The 15315-nt window shown below is 64.0% G+C and carries 14 protein-coding genes; 3 read left to right on the top strand and 11 right to left on the bottom strand.

Going from position 1 to position 15315, the window contains the following annotated elements:
- Positions 1 to 1696: methyl-accepting chemotaxis protein (locus tag D769_RS11995; protein WP_008645361.1), on the bottom strand; the 1696-nt coding region annotated here is incomplete at its 3' end.
- 549 nt (positions 1697 to 2245) lie between these two features.
- On the opposite strand from D769_RS11995, the gene D769_RS11990 reads away from it, so the two are divergent.
- Positions 2246 to 2554 (top strand): H-NS histone family protein, encoded by a 309-nt coding sequence (locus D769_RS11990; protein ID WP_008645358.1) that lies wholly within the window; start codon positions 2246 to 2248, stop codon positions 2552 to 2554.
- 200 nt (positions 2555 to 2754) lie between these two features.
- Here D769_RS11990 and galE read toward each other — a convergent pair whose 3' ends face one another.
- Both galE and D769_RS11980 read right to left on the bottom strand, forming a co-directional pair.
- Positions 2755 to 3774: a UDP-glucose 4-epimerase GalE gene (gene galE / locus D769_RS11985; protein ID WP_008645357.1), complete on the bottom strand. Its 1020-nt coding sequence runs from the start codon at positions 3772 to 3774 to the stop codon at positions 2755 to 2757.
- Between the two features lie 92 nt (positions 3775 to 3866).
- A complete protein-coding gene (locus tag D769_RS11980) occupies positions 3867 to 4943 on the bottom strand; it encodes a tyrosine-type recombinase/integrase (protein WP_008645356.1) in 1077 nt (358 codons plus the stop codon).
- A gap of 180 nt (positions 4944 to 5123) precedes the next feature.
- Between D769_RS11980 and D769_RS11975 the strand changes: the two genes are divergently transcribed.
- Positions 5124 to 6113 (top strand): nitronate monooxygenase family protein, encoded by a 990-nt coding sequence (locus D769_RS11975; RefSeq protein ID WP_008645355.1) that lies wholly within the window; start codon positions 5124 to 5126, stop codon positions 6111 to 6113.
- A 33-nt stretch (positions 6114 to 6146) separates the two neighbouring features.
- Here the strand turns inward: D769_RS11975 and D769_RS11970 are convergent, their stop codons facing one another.
- Positions 6147 to 6716: a PadR family transcriptional regulator gene (locus D769_RS11970; protein ID WP_008645354.1), complete on the bottom strand. Its 570-nt coding sequence runs from the start codon at positions 6714 to 6716 to the stop codon at positions 6147 to 6149.
- Between the two features lie 324 nt (positions 6717 to 7040).
- On the opposite strand from D769_RS11970, the gene D769_RS11965 reads away from it, so the two are divergent.
- Complete coding sequence (locus tag D769_RS11965) at positions 7041 to 7250, top strand: hypothetical protein (protein WP_008645352.1); 210 nt, start codon at positions 7041 to 7043, stop codon at positions 7248 to 7250.
- Positions 7251 to 7445: 195 nt separating this feature from the next.
- On the opposite strand, the gene D769_RS11960 is transcribed toward D769_RS11965, so the two are convergent.
- From D769_RS11960 to D769_RS11930, 7 genes are all read right to left on the bottom strand, one after another.
- Complete coding sequence (locus D769_RS11960) at positions 7446 to 8450, bottom strand: tripartite tricarboxylate transporter substrate binding protein (RefSeq protein WP_008645351.1); 1005 nt, start codon at positions 8448 to 8450, stop codon at positions 7446 to 7448.
- A 103-nt stretch (positions 8451 to 8553) separates the two neighbouring features.
- The gene (locus D769_RS11955) at positions 8554 to 9285 is read right to left on the bottom strand and encodes an SDR family oxidoreductase (protein WP_008645350.1); all 732 of its coding nucleotides are present in this window, start codon (positions 9283 to 9285) and stop codon (positions 8554 to 8556) included.
- Between the two features lie 259 nt (positions 9286 to 9544).
- A complete protein-coding gene (gene pcaF, locus D769_RS11950) occupies positions 9545 to 10747 on the bottom strand; it encodes a 3-oxoadipyl-CoA thiolase (protein WP_008645349.1) in 1203 nt (400 codons plus the stop codon).
- Between the two features lie 28 nt (positions 10748 to 10775).
- A complete protein-coding gene (locus D769_RS11945) occupies positions 10776 to 11423 on the bottom strand; it encodes a 3-oxoacid CoA-transferase subunit B (protein WP_008645348.1) in 648 nt (215 codons plus the stop codon).
- A gap of 28 nt (positions 11424 to 11451) precedes the next feature.
- Entirely contained in the window at positions 11452 to 12141 is a 690-nt protein-coding gene (locus D769_RS11940; protein ID WP_008645347.1) for a 3-oxoacid CoA-transferase subunit A, read from the bottom strand.
- 500 nt (positions 12142 to 12641) lie between these two features.
- Complete coding sequence (locus D769_RS11935; RefSeq protein WP_008645346.1) at positions 12642 to 14078, bottom strand: M20/M25/M40 family metallo-hydrolase; 1437 nt, start codon at positions 14076 to 14078, stop codon at positions 12642 to 12644.
- Positions 14079 to 14328: 250 nt separating this feature from the next.
- A partial coding sequence (locus D769_RS11930; protein WP_008645345.1) for an SbcC/MukB-like Walker B domain-containing protein occupies positions 14329 to 15315 on the bottom strand: 987 nt, incomplete at its 5' end.

The following is a 15315-nucleotide window of genomic DNA, read 5'->3' as shown; positions in this document are numbered from 1 at the left end:
TGGCCGGGAGCATCGCGGGCGGCGACGCGCGTTCGGCGCTGCGTGCCATTGCCGGTGCGGTTACCGGTGCGGTTACCGGCGACGTCGCGAGCGAATGCATGGCACGTTGGGCACCGGCATTGGCGCGCGCGTTGCCGCCATCGGCAGCCAGCGTGAACACCGACACCACGCCCTTGAGCTTCTGTGCCTGTTCTTCCAGCGCGCCAGCCGCTGCCGCCGCTTCTTCCACCAGGGCCGCGTTCTGCTGCGTGACCTGGTCCATCTGCGCCACGGCCTGGTTGACCTGCTCGATGCCGGTGGTCTGCTCCTGCGACGCGGCGCTGATTTCGTTCATGATGTCCGTCACGCGGCGCACGGCATGTACGATCTCGCCCATGGTCTGGCCCGCTTCGGCAACAAGCCGGGTGCCGCTTTCCACGCGCTGGCCGGATTCGTTGATCAACGACTCGATCTCCTTCGCGGCATTGGCGCTGCGCTGCGCGAGGCTGCGCACCTCTCCGGCCACGACCGCGAAGCCGCGTCCCTGCTCGCCGGCGCGCGCGGCTTCCACCGCCGCATTCAGCGCCAGGATATTGGTCTGGAATGCGATGCCCTCGATCACGCCAATGATGTCGACCACCTTGCGCGAGGCGCCGTTGATCTCGTTCATGGTGTCCACCACACGGCCGACCACGTCGCCACCCTTCATGGCGATTTCCGAAGCCTCGCCGGCCAGGGCGCCTGCCTGGCGCGCATTGTCGGCGTTCTGTCGCACGACGGTGGTCAGTTCTTCCATGCTGGCCGCGGTCTGCTCGAGCGATGCGGCCTGTTCCTCGGTACGCTGCGACAGATCCGTGTTGCCAGCGGAGATCTGCTGCGTAGCCGACGCCATCGAATCGGTGCCGCCGCGAACTTCGGCGACGATGCCCGCGATGCTCTCCTGCATGGTGGCCAGCGCCTGCATCATGCGACCGATCTCGTTCTTCGACATGCTGGAGATACGCGATGTCAGGTCGCCGCGCGTCATGCGCTCGAACACGTCGAGCGCTTCCTGTACCGGGCGGACGATGGCGCGGTGAAGCATCACGGTAGCGAATACCGCAACCAGGATGCCGAGCGCGATCAGCGCCAGCGACATCGCGCGAGTCGTCTCATAGCGCGACTGCGCGCCTTCGAAGTTGGCCTTGCCGGTATCGAACTGGAATTTCTCGAGCTTCTCGTGCGCGGCGGACATGCCGCGCTGCAGGTCTGGCAGCACATCGCGCGCCAGACGCAGCGCCTCGTCATGGTTGCCGGCCACCATGGCCTGCTCAAGCGGCTTGACGCCGGTCTCGAAGAACGCCTGCCGCTTGGCCGCCAGTTCGCCGGCCAGCGCCTTCTCATCGTCGTTCTGAGGCAGCGACATATAGGTCTTCCAACCCTTGTCGGATGACTCGATGAAGACATTGGCGCGGTCGACGTGTTTCTTCAGGTCATCGTTCTCGCTCCCCCGCATCACACCGCGATCGAGCGCCAGGCGCAGGCGGGTGGTGCCGAGCATCGCCTCGGACAGCGCCTGTGACGACGCCAACTGGTTGGAGTACGTCTCCTTGAGGGCGCCGTTGGATTGGGAAATACCTAGCAGACCGGCGCCGCCGACCAGCAGGAGGTTCGCCGTAAGCAAGGCCATTGCGCCCCGTAGAAGGGTCTTGATCTGGATATTCTGGTGGAAAGACATGATGTGCTGATCATTGGGGGGATAACCCGAAGACACCCCTGCTCCGGTCCCGGCGGAGCGATACCGCGCGTCGCCCCGCTCAGGCTTCGATAACGGCCATCCCGTGAGCTTCCTTGAGGCGTCGGCCCCAACGTTGACAAAATGCCGGTTACGCCACGTGAGATCAATCAGAATTATCTCGTGGCACCTTCGGCACTTACTTTCAAATAGCTTTCATTTGATAAATGTAAAAACTCGCGGCGCGCCTGATTCAGTGCCCGCTGAATTCCCTGTCCATGCGCGATCACCCGGCAATATCGCCACTATTGAATGGAGCACTGCCCTGAGCACCGTAGATTCACGGGTTTTAGTGTGGCATGTGGCTTGGGCTGGCGCCGCCGGAGATCATCGCGCGGACCACATGCCAACCCGAAAGTTCAGGGATTATTCTAATTTGGGACTTTTTGCAGATTTCTCCGAAATCAAAGTCAGGGGATTTGCAGCGGCGAAATACGCCGTTATAATTCCCTTCGTCAATTCACGGACCAACACTAAAACCCGAGGATACAAATGGCGACCTATCAGGAAATCGTTCAGAAAATCAGCGAACTGCAGAAGCAGGCCGAAGAGATCAAGGCACGCGAGCAAGCCTCGGTGATCGCCGATATTCGCGAGAAAATCGACCAATATGGCCTGACCGCCGAAGACCTCGGATTTGGTGGCAAGGCGGTGGCCGGCAAGAAGGCCGTCAGCCGCAAGGTGCCGGTTCGTTACCGTGACAGCGCCGGCAATACCTGGACGGGCCGCGGCAAGCGCCCGGGCTGGCTGACTCAGGCGCTGGCCAATGGCAAGTCGATGGAAGATTTCCTGATCCGCTGAGCAATCCAGCCGATCGGCAGATAAAAAGAAACCGGGCGCTATGCCCGGTTTCTTTTTTGCCGCGCGTCCATCAGGGCAGTCGCCGCTAAGAGGTGATATCAAGATGAAGCGAAGCGGTTCTGGCTAGACGCGCGGCCGCAGACAGTACAAGTCGTACGGCAAGGCCGCGCAACGACGCCAGAATCATCTTGATAGCGCCGCTAAGCCGCGAACCCCACCGGGTTCAACGACTGCCAGCGCCAGGAGTCCTCGCACATGCGGTCGAGGTCGTGGCGGGCGCTCCAGCCAAGCAGCGTACGGGCAAGACCCGGATCGGCATAGCATGCCGCGATATCGCCGGGCCGGCGCGCGACGATTTCGTAGGGTATCGGCCGCCCACTGGCCCGTTCGTAGGCTTTCACAACTTCCAGAACACTGTATCCACGGCCCGTGCCAAGATTCACGGTCATGCCGCGCGGGTTCTTGCCTAGGTACGCCAGCGCTGCCACATGGCCATCGGCCAGATCGCAGACGTGGATATAGTCCCGCACCCCGGTGCCATCGGGCGTCGGGTAGTCACCGCCATACACACTCAGCTTTTCGCGCCGCCCGGCGGCCACCTGCGCCACATAGGGCATCAGATTGTTCGGAATGCCGCCCGGATCCTCGCCAATCGTTCCGCTCTCATGTGCGCCTACCGGATTGAAATAACGCAGGAAGGCGATTTTCCATTCCGGATCGGAAATTTCCAGATCACGCAGGATCTGCTCCCCCATCAGTTTGGTCTGGCCGTACGGATTGGTGGCCGATAGCGGGAAATTCTCGAGAATCGGCATCGCATGGGGATTGCCGTACACCGTGGCCGAGGAACTGAACACCAATTGCCTGACACCCGCCGACTGCATCGCCGAGCACAATGTGATCAAACCCTCAAGGTTGTTTCCGTAATACTCAAGCGGTTTGCTGACCGACTCCCCCACCGCTTTCAGGGCGGCAAAATGGATGGCGCCGTTGATCTTGTGCTCGGCGAACAGGCGGTCCAGCAGTGCGCGGTCGCGCACGTCGCCTTCCACAAAATGCGGTGTTGTGCCGGTAATCTTCGCCAGCCGGTTCACGACCTCGGCGCTGCTATTGCAGAGATTATCGAGCCCGATCACGTTGTAGCCTGCTTCATGCAACGCCACCCATGTGTGGGAGGCGATATATCCGGTCGCGCCGGTCAGCAATAGGGTCTCAGCCATGGAAATCTTCAAGGATCTGGATTGGATTCACGTCGCTCGCTCACCGAGTGGGCTGCCATCATAACCGTGCGTCATTACGGCTGCGATATGTATCATGCGCCGCTTCCACCGTTCGGGCGCGAAAGGGGCCTGCCCATGACCGGAAGCCCGGTGCGAGCCTGCCACGCCTCATAGGCTGCCCGCAGCCGCCAGCCAGACTCCATATCGCGCATCCCCAGCAACTGGGCCACCGCCGCCGGCGGCGTTCCCGCATCGAAGTGCATGGCACCACAGGTATTCCGCAGTGTCTGGGGCGACGCCCGTTCGCTGCGGCCCGCCAGCACGCCAGCCTCTTCCAGCAGGATCTCGACACGGCGATACACCGATGCCGCGTGCATGGCACGGCCGTTGGTCATGGCCGGGAACACGAGATCGCCTAACGTCTCCGCTGCCGCCCGAACGTCCAGCCAGTGACGCAGCGGCGCATGGACAAACCCGAACAAGGGGACGGTGTACGCCCGCCCGTTGTCCGTCCGGACCATGCGGATCGCCATCGCGCCGCCACCCAAGCCTTCGATCGCCTCCACACGCAGCGCCCGCGCCTCCGCCACCTTGAGTCCGCCACCAAGCAGGACTGCGAGAAGCGCGACATCACGGGCGCGTTTCCATTGCTTTGGCGAGATGGCCTGGCTGTCCGGGCGAGTGGCCCCGGCAACCGGCTCGGGCGCCGGGGCCAGAATGCGGGCCACCAGCAGGTCGCGCTCGCCAGGTAACAGAAAGGCGGTCGGATCGTTCTCGCCTTCGGCGAGGTGCGACTTGACGGCCTGACTGGCCGGGTTGTGCAGGTTCTGCTGCAACTGGGACAGATGATGGAAAACGCGTTCGATCAGCCGCGCGTAACGGTAGCGGTGACGCTTGTGCAGATTCTGGGCGTCCAGGAACGCGCCAATCTGTGCGGCCGACCACGTCAGCGGTGTCAGTCCTTGCTCACCTGACCAGCGCAGCAGCTTGCCCCACATCGCCCGATAGACCACGGCGGTGCCGTGGCGAAAACCGTGTCGCGCAAGCCAGCCGTCGAAGGCGCGGTCCGGGTGCTTTCGCCAGGCGTTGAGGTCGGCATCGAACAGATCGCCGGAGGTGGCCGGCGTTTCGCCGTCCGCCGTAACGAAATCGGCACTTGCCTGGGTCATGGCCAACGCTCTCCCGCTCTGAATATGCAAAGAAACGTTCTCATTGTAGACAAAGGGCCACTGGATCCCGCGATCGTAGCCCTCCGCCAGTTGCACAGGGGAGTCATCGCGTGATACCTTGGCACTCACTATGCAACCAGTTGCATAAATTCACCTCAACCGCTGAACGAGAGATCCGTCATGGCCCTTCCCGCCCTGCTGCAGAACCTGTCGCTACCGGCTGTCTGCTCGCCGCTGTTCATCATTTCCAATCCCGATCTCGTGATCGCCCAGTGCAAGGCCGGCGTGGTCGGATCGTTCCCCGCGTTGAATGCGCGGCCGGCGGAAAAGCTGGAGGAATGGCTGGACCGGATCACCACCGAACTCGGCGAGCACAACGCCAAGCACCCCGACCGCCCGGCCGCGCCGTTCGCGGTCAACCAGATCGTGCACAAGTCCAATGACCGGCTCGAGCACGACCTGGAAATGTGCGTGCGCTACAAGGTGCCCATCGTCATCACCTCGCTGGGCGCGCGTGTCGAAGTCAACGAGGCCGTGCACTCCTATGGTGGCATCGTGCTGCACGACGTGATCAACAACACGTTCGCACGCAAGGCCATCGAGAAGGGCGCCGACGGGCTGATCGCCGTGGCGGCGGGCGCGGGCGGCCACGCCGGCACGCTGTCGCCGTTCGCGCTGCTGCATGAGATCCGCGAATGGTTCGACGGTCCGCTGCTGCTGTCGGGCGCGATTGCCAGCGGCGATGCCGTGCTGGCCGCTCAGGCTGCCGGCGCCGATCTGGGCTATATCGGCTCGGCTTTCATCGCCACGCTCGAAGCCAATGCTCAGGATGCGTACAAGCAGATGATCGTCGACAGCTCCGCCGACGATATCGTCTACTCGAACCTGTTCACGGGCGTGCACGGCAACTACCTGCGCGAGAGCATCGTCCGCGCGGGTCTGGACCCGGCAGCGCTGCCGACTTCAGATGCGTCGAAGATGAATTTCGGATCGGGCAGCGCCAAAGCCTGGAAGGACATCTGGGGCGCTGGCCAAGGTGTCGGCGCCATCAAGCGCGTGGTGCCGGCCGCCGAGCTGGTGCGCCGCTTCGTGGAAGAGTACGCGCTCGCACGCCGCCGTCTGGGCTTGGCCGCGCCGGCCGGCGCGGCACGTGCCGTGGATCTGGCCTGAAGTTTGAAGCCTGAAGACTGACGGCGCCCGTCGTCAGTCCTTGCTGCCACTGGCCGTGCCAGTGAGCAGCGGCAGCAGCGACCTGCCCCATGCAAGCCAGTTTTCCTGAAACTGGATGCCGCGCTGGAGCAATGCGTACTGGATCTGCTGCCGGCGGTCGAGCGTGCCGGAGAAATCCTTGCACTCGATCCCCCGGTATGTTTCCAGCCGCGCCTCGTGCAGTGCAATCAGTCGCCCCATTTCCTTGTCCAGGCCGAGCGGCCCGATCGCGGCATCGGCACGCAGCTTGACCAAAATCTCCTCGCGCTGGTCCAGCCCCTGACCGGGCGCAAGCACCCATCGCACCAGTTCGTCGTGCCCGGCGGGCAACACCCGGTAGACCTTCTTGCGGCCTTTCTTCTCCGCCCCGTCGCCGTCGACGGTGACTTCCGGCTCGTCCGAGGCAATCCAGCCCAATTCGGCCATCCGCCCCAGCTCCCGATAGATCTGCTGGTGAGTGGCGTGCCAGAAATAACCGATCGACTTGTCGAACCGGCGCGCGAGATCGTAGCCCGAGGATGGCTTTTCGATCAGGGATATCAGGAGAGCGTGTTGGGTGGACATTCGGCCGATAGGTGCGACGCGATCGCTGGCATGGATGATGCTGACCAAGTTCAGTGAAATGGTCAGGTGGCGCTATGGTAACGCGCAAGTCACGTCACGTCATGCCGATATCCACTGAGATGCGCGGCGAAACCCGCCATGTGCAAGTGACGGCACAAAAACTCGCATTCATGACAATTTAGTCAATTATTACGATACTGATGTAAAAAAATCGAAATGGCATTTCCCGATAATCTGCAATACATTCCAGACATTGCCACCCCGCATGCGCGTGCCCCTCTACCGGCCCAACGTTCCGCGCCATGCGCTACCCGGGAGTTGTCCATGAACGCAAGACCGGATGCGACCGCCGGCACAGCCGCAGCCGAGGCGACGAAGCCTGTCGCCCGCGCGCGCGCCGGAACGGCGCCGTTCTATTACCGGCTCCCCGATACCCCGGAGGGCCACCACATCAAGGAATACGCCAGCGGCCTGCGGCAACTGGTGCGCTTCGTGGGTGTGGAAGAACAGGTCGTCAAGTACAGCCTCACCTGATGCCTTTACTGCGGTGAGATTGCAGCCACCGCAAGTCTGTCGATTGTCTCCTCCTGTCCGCCAAGGACCTGGGATTCAGCCCGCGACGAACGTCGCGGGCTTTTCTTTTCTGAAGAGGATTCCCACCAAAAAAAACCGGCCAGCAGGCGTGATGCCTGCTGGCCGGTCTTCGGCGACCTGGGTCGATCCGGGAGATCAGTCCACGGTCGCGCCAGAAGCCTTCACCACCTTGGCCCACTTGGCGGCCTCGGACTTCATGAAGGCAGCCAGTTCAGCCGGCTTTTCCGGATGCGGTTCGGCACCCTGCTCGGCCATCTGCTTCTTCACTTCCGGCATGGCAAGGATCTTCACCACTTCGGCGTTCAGGCGATCGACGACGGCCTGCGGCGTGCCACCCGTGGCGTACAGCGCGAACCACGACGTGGCTTCATAGCCGGGCACGCCCGACTCGGCCACGGTCGGCACGTTCGGCAGTGCCGGCGAGCGCTTGGCCGAGGTCACGGCGATGGCGCGCAGCTTGCCGGCCTTCACGTGCGGGTACGACGACGGCATGTTGTCGAACATCAGGCCGATCTGGTTGCCCAGCAGGTCGTTCACGGCCGGAGCGCTACCCTTGTACGGGATGTGCTGGATATGCAGGCCCGTCATCGAGTTGAACAGTTCGCCCGACAGGTGCATCGACGAGCCGCTGCCCGACGAGCCATACGACAGCTTGTCCGGGTTGGCCTTCACGTAGGCGATCAGTTCCTTGATGTTGTTGACCGGCACCTTCGGGTTCACCACGACGATGTTCGGCACCATGGCCACGCGCGTGATCGGCGCGAAGTCCTTGACCGGGTCGTACGGCAGCTTCGAGTACAGCGACTGGTTGATCGAATGCGTGCCGATGGTGCCCATGAACAGCGTGTAGCCATCGCCCGGCGCCTTCGCGGCCAGCGATGCGCCGATGTTGCCGCCCGCGCCCGGACGGTTGTCGATCACGACGGGCTGACCGAGCGCCTTGCCCAGTTGCAGGCCGACGATGCGGGCCAGGATATCGGTGGTGCCACCTGCCGAGAACGGCACGATCATGGTGATCGGCTTGGTCGGATAGGTGCCCTGCGCTTGGGCGCCGGTCATGGCGGCAAAACCAGTTGCCAGTGCCACGCCTACGGCCAGCAGGCGTCTGCGCGCCTTCGACGTTTGCTTGGTGATACTCATCTTGTGCTCCAGGAGTGATGCACGTCCGCTAGCCAACTGGCTTACCGCGGACGTAATGCTTTGAACCGCTATTCCGCCCCGTGCCTGGGGGGCGGGCACTTTCTTATACGGGTGCCACACCCAGCGTGGTTCCGCCGCAGACGTACAGGACCTGTCCCGTCACGAAACCATTCTCGGGTGCAAGGAAGAACAGCGAGGCACGCGCCACGTCTTCCGGCGTTCCCATGCGTTTCACGGCGATGCTTGCCAGAATGCGCCGTGTCTGTTCGCTGCCCTCCGGATTGCTCCGGCGGAACAGCTCGGTGGCGATGGGACCCGGTGCCACGGCGTTGACGGTGATGCCGTCGCCGCCCAGCTCCATCGCCAGCGTTCGGGTCATGCCAACCAGCCCAGCCTTGGCCGCGGAATACACCACGCGTTCGGGCTTGCCCAGCGCCGCGCGCGAGGCCATGTTGACAATGCGGCCAAACCCCGCCGCGCGCATCGCGGGCAGGCAGGCCTGTGTCAGCAGCATCGTGGCCTGCAGGGTCAGGCCCACGACGTAATCGAGATCTTCCGCCGTGGCCGTGTCAGCCGTGCCGGGGCGCGTGGCGCCGGCATTGTTGACGAGCCGCGTCACGGCGAACTGAGACGTCACCTGCTCCGCCACCGCGCGCGTGGCATCGGCATTGGTCAGGTCAGCCTGGAAGAAGGTCATGTTCGGGTGCGACCACGTCGGCGCTGCATAGTCGACGTTGATGACACGCGTCACACCATCGGCGAGCAGCATTTCCGCAATGGCTCGGCCGATTCCGGAACTGGCGCCAGTGACCAGGGTGGCAACAGGAAGGGACATCTCGGTACTCCGCACCGGCACGCAAGCGGCCGGTCAAATCAGAAAAAATGCGGCGAAGCCGGCGAGCCCGTCGGCCTGGCCGCGATGCTCTACCTCGTTGGGGAAGAGACACCACTGAAACTTCCCGCATGAATTAACGACGGGAAGCAAGGGAAACTGAAACTTCTACGGTTCTGCTTCGGTAACTCCCTTCTCCCACTTGCGCGGGAGAAGGGAGCGCATCACCACTGGCATCGGCCAGTGGTGATGCATCAAGCCATCAAACGCGCTCGATCACCATGGCGATGCCCTGGCCCACGCCGATGCACATCGTGCACAGCGCGAAGCGGCCACCAGTGCGCTCCAGTTGGTACATCGCGGTCGTCACCAGACGCGCGCCGCTCATGCCGAGCGGGTGGCCCAGTGCGATGGCGCCGCCGTTCGGGTTCACGCGCTTGTCATCGTCGGCGATGCCCAGTTGACGCAGCACGGCCAGGCCTTGCGCGGCGAACGCTTCGTTCAGTTCGATCACGTCGATCTGGTCCAGCGTCATACCCAGTTGCTTCATCAGCTTCTGCGTGGCCGGTGCCGGGCCGATACCCATCACGCGCGGTGCCACGCCAGCCGTTGCCATGCCAACGATGCGGGCGCGCGGCTTCAGACCGTGCTGCTTCAGGCCCGCTTCGCTGGCCAGCAGCAGCGCGCACGCGCCGTCGTTCACGCCCGAAGCGTTACCGGCGGTCACCGTGCCGTCCGGACGCACCACGCCGCGCAGCTTGGCCAGCGCTTCCATGCTCGTGGCACGCGGATGTTCGTCGCGGTCGACCACGATGGCGTCGCCCTTCTTCTGCGGAATCGTCACCGGGGTGATTTCCTGCGCCAGCGTGCCGTCGGCCTGCGCGCGCGATGCCTTCTCCTGGCTGCGCAGCGCCATCAGATCCTGGTCTTCACGGCCGATCTTGTAGTCGGTCGCCACGTTCTCGGCGGTCTCGGGCATCGAGTCCACGCCGTAGGCGGCGCGCATCGCCGGGTTGATGAAACGCCAGCCGATGGTCGTGTCGAAGATCTGCGCGTCACGCGAGAAGGCCGAGGTGGCCTTGCCCATGACGAACGGGGCGCGGCTCATGCTTTCCACGCCGCCGGAAATCATCAGGTTGGCTTCACCAGCCTTGATGGCGCGGGCGGCGGTGCCGGTGGCGTCCATGCCCGAACCGCACAGGCGGTTGATCGTCGCGCCGGGAACGGCGTCCGGCAGGCCAGCCAGCAGGGCCGACATGCGCGCCACGTTGCGGTTGTCTTCGCCGGCCTGGTTGGCGTTGCCAAAGATCACGTCGTCGATCGCCGACCAGTCCACGCTGGCGTTACGGGCCATCAGGGCCTTCAGGGGCACGGCGCCCAGGTCGTCCGCGCGCACGCCGGACAGGCTGCCGGCGTAACGGCCGATGGGGGTACGGATGGCGTCAACGATGAATGCTTCGCTCATGTTCTGTCTCGCTCGTCTTGGTGGTGGGTCAGGCGGCTACGGCCTGCTTGAGAGGCACGCCGGTCAGGCGTTGCAGTTCGTCGAACGACAGGCCGTCCACGAGATCGCGGGCAACCAGGCCGTCCGGCGTCACATCGATCGTGGCCAGGTCCGTGTAGACACGCGTGACGCAGCCGATGCCGGTCAGCGGATAGGTGCACTGGGACACGATCTTGCTTTCGCCCTGCTTGGTCAGGTGCTCCATCATCACGAACACCTGCTTGGCGCCGATGGCCAGGTCCATCGCACCGCCGACGGCGGGGATGGCGCCCGGCGCGCCGGTATGCCAGTTGGCCAGGTCACCCTTCTCCGAGACCTGGAACGCCCCCAGCACGCAGAAGTCGAGGTGGCCGCCACGCATCATCGCGAACGAATCGGCGTGGTGGAAATACGAGCCACCCGGCTTGATCGTCACCGGCTGCTTGCCAGCGTTGATCAGGTCGCCGTCTTCCTCACCCGGCGCGGGAGCGGGGCCCATGCCGAGCAGGCCGTTCTCGCTGTGCAGCAGGATTTCACGGTCGGCCGGCAGTTGATTGCCGACCAGGGTGGGCAGGCCGATGCCGAGGTTCACCACGGCACCGTCCGGAATGTCTTTGGCCACGCGGGCGGCCATTTGGTCGCGGGTCAGGCGTTGCATGTGTTTCTCCTTCTTCGCTCGATTCGGATCAGGCCGCGCTGGCCGGCTTGGCGGCGCTTGCAACCTTGACCACGCGCTTGACGAACAGACCCGGCGTGATGATGTGCTCGGGGTCCAGCTCGCCCAGTTCCACTACGTTGCTGACCTGCACGATCGGGCACTTGGCAGCCATGGCCATGATCGGGCCGAAGTTGCGGGCGGTCTTGCGATAGACCAGATTGCCCCAGCGGTCGGCGGTCTCGGCCTTGATCAGCGCGAAGTCAGCGTGGATCGGCTTTTCGAAGACATAGCCCTGGCCGTCGATGATGCGCGTTTCCTTGCCTTCGGCCAGCGGCGTGCCGTAGGCCGTGCGCGTGAAGAAACCACCGATGCCGGCGCCGGCCGCGCGGATGCGCTCGGCCAGGTTGCCCTGGGGCACGAGTTCCAGTTCGATTTCACCGGCGTGGAACAGCGAGTCGAATACGTAGGAGTCCGCTTGGCGCGGGAACGAGCAAATGATCTTGCGGACACGCTTGGCCTTGAGCAGCGCTGCCAGGCCCGTGTCGCCATTGCCGGCGTTGTTGTTGACGATGGTCAGGTCGCGCGCGCCCTGGGCGATCAGCGCGTCGATCAGCTCCGCCGGCATGCCGGCCAGGCCGAAACCGCCAATCAGGATCGTGGCGCCATCGTGGATGTCGGCCATTGCCGATTCCACCGAGTCATATAGCTTGTTGATCACTTGCGTTCCAGTATGGAAGGGTCCGGCGCGCATACCGGGACCGGCCGCAAAGGGGCGCGGCACGCAAAGCTGTCTCCGGCAGTGGCTGGACGGGCGTCCTGTCTGATGTCCCCGCGCTCCGTGCGCGGTGGTCCGTCAAGGACAGTCCAACAATCTTGCAGTTGTTTTGTCAGCCATCTTGCTGCGGCTTCATGCAGATGCTTGCTGCGAATACCAGCGAACGTCAGAAACTTCCTGCTTTGTTCACCGGATTCCCATGAAGTTCGCTATACGAACTCCAATTCGCAGAATGAACAAAGGTTACACCTGTCGCCAAAACAGGGTCAAGGCAGGGGGCCACGTCTCGGGCGATAATCGGCCAGCCCGGCTGGCAGCGTCATACACGACCAGAGGCGGGCTGAAACCGGCTTGAACCAAAGGTACGGCGGGCGATGCACAGCTACCACGCATGGTAGTGCGCAACGCCCGCCGATGCCTTGCGGAATCGCAGTTTTACTAAATTATTCCGACAACCGCTTCACCAGACGGTAGAGAAACTCACGGCCATCGTACAGGCGCGCAATCTCGATGCGCTCGTCCAGACCATGCGCGCGCATGTCCGACGGTTCGGTGAACAGGCCGGAAACACCGTACATCCGGATACCGGCATTGCGCATGAAGCGGCTGTCGGTTGCGCCCGTGCTCATGGCCGGAATCACCGGCACATCCCACATCTGCTTGGTCAGCGCATCGACTTCCTTCATCAGCGCGCCGTCTAGCGGAGAGGCCGGGCTGGCCAGCGGCTTGTTGATGTATCGCACGCTGATCTTGTCGTTACCGATTGCCGACTTGAGCTGGCGGTCGATGTCGGCCGGATCGTCATGCGGCAGGATGCGACAGTTGACGATGGCCTTGGCCGATTGCGGCAACGCGTTCTCGGCGTGCCCGGCATTGACCATGGTCGCCACGCAGGTGGTACGAAGCTGCGCGTTGTAGAACGGAATGGCCGACAGCCGGTCGATCGCCGCCTGGCTCGGACGGCCCGTCCCGACCTCGCGCATGTCCTCGGCGAGTTGCCCCTTCGCCAGCGGAGCGCTGCGCGCGAAGTAGGTCTGCGTCACGTCGGCCATCTTGACCGGGAACTGGTACGCACCCAGGCGGCTCAGCGCCTCGGACATCGCGTACACAGGATTGGACTTGGTCGGCACCGAGCTATGCCCACCCACGTCGCGCACTTCCAGTTCGTAGGTCGTGTACATCTTCTCGGCCACCTGAACGCGGTGCAGCACCGGCTTGCCGTCGCGCAGCTCGCCGCCGCCGCCCTCGTTGATGCCGAACTCGGCCTTCAGCAGTTCAGGCTTGTTCTTCACCAGCCAGTCGGCGCCATTGCTGGGCACGTCGCCGCGTTCCTCGTCGGACGTGAGCGCCAGGATGATGTCGCGCGACGGCTTGAAGCCTTCCTGCTTCAACTGTCCCAGCACCGACACGAACGCCGACGCCATCGCCTTGTCGTCGATGGAGCCACGCGCGGTGAAGTAGCCGTTGGTCTCCTGAAGCTGGAAGGGGTCGGTCTTCCAGTCCTCGCGCTTGGCCTCCACGACGTCGATATGCGCCAGCAGCAGAACCGGCTGCCTGGCGCCGGTGCCCTTGAAGCGCATCACCAGATTGCCCTTGCGCGGAAACGGCTCGAACACCTGGATATCCGACGCAGAAAAGCCCGCCTCCACCAGTCGCTTCTCCATCGCGCGCGCCGCCCGGGTACTGTCCCCGGCCGAATGCGTCGTGTTGATTTCGACCAGTTCCTTGTAGATATCGTGAAAGCGCTGCTGGTCAGGCGTGAGCGTGGCGGGGGGCGCCTTGCTGGCGGGCAGGCTCTGGGCAATGGCCCCTGCGGCGCAGGTCACGAGCACCGCGGCCACCAGGGCGCGAACAGCTTCAGGACGACGATGGAAACGCACGACACCTCCGAATATTCGTTATGGGATCGAGCAGGAAGGAAAAAGGCCAGACGGATTCGTCGCAGCCTCCCCTCCCTCGAAGTTCCGATAGGCGGAACTGCGTTTTATTAAGTGCTCGCCGAATATTCTAGGCACGTGGCGTCCGCGTCGCGATTTGGGGTATCTCCCAAGTGGCGCGCGCGTGGAATTGCGCTCGCGCGCCTTCCACCGCGCGCTCCGGCGCCGAGGACCCGGGGCCCGGGACCCCGGCTCAGGGCAGGCGCAACACGGCCTGACTGCCCGCCACGCCGGGCCGGACCTCGAGCCGCACGTCGATCCGCTCACGCAGTTCGGTTACGTGCGAGATGATGCCGACCAGCCGTCCGGCCTGCTGAAGATCGAGCAGCGTGCGAATCGCGAAGTCGAGACTTTCCGGATCGAGCGTGCCGAAGCCTTCGTCAACGAACAGCGTATCGAGCTGGATGCCACCCGCGCGCGACTGCACCACATCGGCCAGACCCAGCGCCAGCGACAGCGATGCCAGGAAGCCTTCGCCGCCCGACAGCGTATTGGCCGGGCGCGTGCCGCCGGTATCGTGATCGAACACTTCGAGGTCGAGGCCACCAGCCACGCGCTGATCGCCCAGCTCTCGCACACGTTGCAGCGCGTAGCGGCCCCGGCTCATGCGCAGCAGCCGTAGCGACGCGGCTTCCAGCACCTCATCGAGCAACGTGGCCAGCACGAAACGCTGGAACGTCATGCGGCGCGGATTATTGCCGTTCGCCACTTCCGACAGGCGGCCGAGCACGGCGTAGCGCGTCTCGACGTCGCGTCCTTCGGCGGCCAGCGAGTCGAGCAGGCCCTTGCACTGCAACAGCGCATCGCGCACCGCGGCCAGTTCGCTGCGCTGCCGGATCGCCGCTTCAAGCTGCACAGCCGCCGCATCGCGTGCCGCCAGAAGCGCAGGCATGTCCGGCGTCTGTAGCGCCTGACCGATTTCCGCCGTGCGTTGGCGCCATTCCGCGGCGCGAGCCAGATCGACATCGAACGCACGCACGGCGTCGTCGAGCACGCGCGTGGCATCGTCAGCCAGGGATGCGGCGCGGTAGTCGTCCGCTCCGGCGAATCCGGCAGTGGCAAGTGCGTCCACGAAGGCGGCTTCGCGTTGCGCGGCCCGTTCCTCGGCACGGGTAGTGGCTTCGCGCGCGGCGGCCAGTGCCGCATTCGCACCGGCCAGCAGCGCCACCGCATCGCGCTC

Source organism: Cupriavidus sp. HMR-1, from assembly GCF_000319775.1.
GTDB classification, from domain to species: Bacteria; Pseudomonadota; Gammaproteobacteria; order Burkholderiales; family Burkholderiaceae; genus Cupriavidus; species Cupriavidus metallidurans.
Note: the sequence above shows the minus strand (reverse complement) of the source record. Positions and strands in the feature narration are given on the sequence as shown.